Source organism: Klebsiella michiganensis, from assembly GCF_002925905.1.
In the GTDB taxonomy this organism is placed as follows: Bacteria; Pseudomonadota; Gammaproteobacteria; order Enterobacterales; family Enterobacteriaceae; genus Klebsiella; species Klebsiella michiganensis.
Map to the genome: position 1 here is coordinate 1 of NZ_PRDB01000012.1, position 3,021 is coordinate 3,021.

Genomic DNA, 3,021 nt, shown 5'->3' on the forward strand with positions numbered 1-3,021 from the left:
TTCCCGGAGGCGGCACGTTGTGCCTGTCCGGGCTACCAGACCACAGACAGTGCCGAACTCGTAGCCCGGACAGGCGCGCAGCGCCGCCTCCGGGGAAATTTAGCTGCCGCGATAGGTAGACCAGCCGCCGGGGGCAATTAAAAACGGTAAATGATAGTGCTCGCCAGCCGCTTCGCGGATGACGAAATCAATCTGCGCGCTCAGGTAGAGCGTCTCGCGCCCGCTGGCGGCAAACCACTCGCCGATTTCCGCGCACAACCGGTAACGCCCCGGTGCCAGCGTCCCGGCGCCGAGTTCGCCAATGCGACCGTTATCATCGGTGACGCCGCGGGCAACCAGCGCGCCTTCGCGCTCCAGCGCAATCTTTACGCCCTGCGCCGGTCGGCCGGTGGAAATATCCAGAATATGGGTGCTTAAGGTACTCATTCGCCAATCGCTCCTTCCAGTCTTAATAGGGTGATTTCGCGCAGCTGCGCTAACGCGTCCTCGACTTCTGCGCGCTCGCTGTTTTGCAGGCGACGCGACAGCGCAGCTAAGATTTCATCCCCGCTGCGCCCTTTCGCGCGAATCAAAAAGACCCGGCCAAATCGCGCTTCGTAGCGGGCGTTGCCCTCTTTCAGCGCCTGCGCCAGCGCAGCATCGCGGTCATCAACGCTTCCCTGTTCCTGACGCGAGAGCGCCGCGTGCGCCTGAGACCCGGCGGGCTTTTCGCCGATACGCGGATGGGCGCTTAGCGCCTCGGTCAGCTCCGCTTCGCCCCACGCCGCCATCAGCCGCCGGGCGGCGCTGAGTAAATCAGCGCGGCTGCGCCAGGGCCGGCCGGCGGCCAGCGCCGCCGCCCAGCCGGAGATGGCCACGCAGGGTTCCAGCACGGCGACGGCATGTTCGCCGCTCAGCTGATTAAAGTGATTCAGCGCGATCATCGGTGCTCCTTGTGGCCGCCGCCGCGGCCGGTTTCTCTTCCGGAATAATCAGATTCAGGACAATCGCCACCAGCCCGCCGCTGGTCGCCGCGGAACCGAACAGGTTACCCACGATCGGCGGGAAGTGGGTCAGAAACGCCGGAACCGCTTCAATGCCGAGACCAAAACCGAAGGCCAGGCCAACGATCAGCATATCGCGACGGGTTAGCGGTTTCTGGGTGATAATGCGGATCCCCGCCGCCACAACGCAGCCAAACATCACCATCGTCGCGCCGCCCAGCACCGGCGCCGGAATCTGGCGCAGTATCTCGCCGAACGGCGGAAACAGGCCCAGCAGAATCAAAATCACCCCGATGTAGCGGCCAACGTAGCGGCTGGCGACGCCGGTCATCTGAATCACGCCGTTGTTTTGCGCAAAGGTGGTATTGGGGAACGCGCACAGCATCGCCGCCACCATGCAGCTTATGCCATCGGCAAGAATGCCGCCTTTCAGCCGCGAACGAAAGGCCTCGTCATCTATCGACTGCTGAGAGATCAGGCAATTGGCCGTCAGATCGCCTACCGCCTCAAGAATGCAGACCAGCGACACCAGCGCAATCGGCAGAAAAATCGCGCTGTTAAACTGAAAACCAAACGGGAACAGCTGCGGTAAGCGGAACCAGACATCGCCGACGCCTTTAAGCTGGAACGATCCGCTCAGCGCCGCCGCCGCGCAGCCGACGGCAATCCCCACTACCACCGAAGAGAGACGCAGCCAGCGGTTTTTCGCACAGCTCAGCAGGACGATGGTCCCCAGCGTGCCCGCGCCGAGGGCGATATTGCTCATGCTGGCAAACGCTTTAGCCTGCTCGCCGCCGCACCAGTTAATGACGCTGACTTTAATCAGGCTAATGCCGATCAGCGCAATCACGCTGCCGGTAATCACCGGAGTAAAAATGCGCTTCAGCGGTTCAATAAAGCGGCTGACGAGACAGGGCACCAGCGCGGCAACAACGTTGACGCCAAACAGCATGGCCATAATATCCTGCGGCGTGCCGCCCTGCCCTTTTACCCACATACCGCCGGCAATGGCGACGCCGAGGAACGCAAAGCTGGTTCCCTGCATACAGATCATGCCCGCGCCGATCCCCCACAGGCGGTTGGATTGCAGGAAGGTCCCGATGCCGGAAGCCAGCAGGGACATGCTGATCAAATAGGGCAGCCACTCCCCCAGCCCCAGCGCCGCGCCGATAATCAGCGGCGGCGTAATAATGCCTACCAGCCCGGCGAGTACGTGCTGTAAGGCGCTAAAAAAAGCCGGGAGCGGCGGGATCCGCTGCTCAAGGCCGTACAGTAAGCCGCCGTTTTTTTCATCTGACATGGTCGTTTCATCCCGTTGCGAATAAGCGTGCGGGAACGGGTGCACAAAACAGGCCAAACTCGCTCACATTTGCGCAACATTTAATTTTATTCCGTTTTTTCAATCAGATAACCCATCATTTTTGCCAGGTCCCTGGCGTCTGACCTCGGCGCGACAATGAAACATTAGATTCTCAATTACAAATTAAGAAATTATTGATTCATAAAAAGGCAATAAAACCCGCTCTGCGCACCAGCGTTGTGCAACCGCACGGTCGCGGGGAGCCAGAATCGGCGAAATCAGCGCCTGCGCCAAAGTGGTACGCAAATTGCTCAAGCCAATAACGACGTATGTAAAGGAGAAGCAAATGAAAGCATTAGTTATCGGCGGCGGAATCGGCGGCCTGAGCGCGGCGGTGGCATTAAAAAATGCCGGTATCCACTGCGAAGTCTTTGAAGCGGTGAAAGAAATCAAGCCGGTGGGCGCGGCCATCTCCATCTGGCCTAACGGCGTTAAGTGCATGAAGCATTTAGGCATGGGGGATATTATCGAGAGTTACGGCGGCCCCATGTATTTTCTGGCTTACAAGGATTATCTGCGCGGGGAGACTCTGACGCAGTTCAGCCTCGCGCCGCTGGTGGCGCGCACCGGCGGCCGTCCCTGTCCGGTTTCCCGCGCCGAACTGCAGCGCGAGATGCTCGACTTCTGGGGGCGCGACGCCGTGCAGTTTGGTAAACGCGTCACCCGCTGCGAAGAAAA

General features: G+C 60.1%; 4 protein-coding genes. 1 reads left to right on the forward strand and 3 read right to left on the reverse strand.

Going from position 1 to position 3,021, the window contains the following annotated elements; all coding sequences use genetic code 11:
* Positions 1-99 precede the first annotated feature (99 nt).
* From uraH to CDA56_RS22055, 3 genes are read right to left on the reverse strand one after another with little or no spacing between them, the layout of a single operon-like run.
* The gene (gene uraH, locus CDA56_RS22045) at positions 100-426 is read right to left on the reverse strand and encodes a hydroxyisourate hydrolase (protein ID WP_025106221.1); all 327 of its coding nucleotides are present in this window, start codon (positions 424-426) and stop codon (positions 100-102) included.
* Positions 423-923 (reverse strand): 2-oxo-4-hydroxy-4-carboxy-5-ureidoimidazoline decarboxylase, encoded by a 501-nt coding sequence (gene uraD, locus CDA56_RS22050; protein WP_038424292.1) that lies wholly within the window; start codon positions 921-923, stop codon positions 423-425. The genes uraH and uraD overlap by 4 nt, the downstream gene beginning before the upstream one ends.
* Entirely contained in the window at positions 901-2,283 is a 1,383-nt protein-coding gene (locus CDA56_RS22055; RefSeq protein WP_014228757.1) for a nucleobase:cation symporter-2 family protein, read from the reverse strand. Before CDA56_RS22055 ends, uraD begins: the two co-directional genes overlap by 23 nt.
* A 346-nt stretch (positions 2,284-2,629) precedes the next feature.
* On the opposite strand from CDA56_RS22055, the gene CDA56_RS22060 reads away from it, so the two are divergent.
* On the forward strand, positions 2,630-3,021 hold a 392-nt coding region (locus CDA56_RS22060), incomplete at its 3' end, for an FAD-dependent oxidoreductase (RefSeq protein ID WP_139536104.1).

Coding starts and splice junctions, on each gene's coding strand:
- CDA56_RS22055 (WP_014228757.1), bottom strand. CDS start 2,283: ATGTCAGATGAAAAAAACGGCGGCTTACTGTACGGCCTTGAGCAGCGG.
- uraH (WP_025106221.1), bottom strand. CDS start 426: ATGAGTACCTTAAGCACCCATATTCTGGATATTTCCACCGGCCGACCG.
- uraD (WP_038424292.1), bottom strand. CDS start 923: ATGATCGCGCTGAATCACTTTAATCAGCTGAGCGGCGAACATGCCGTC.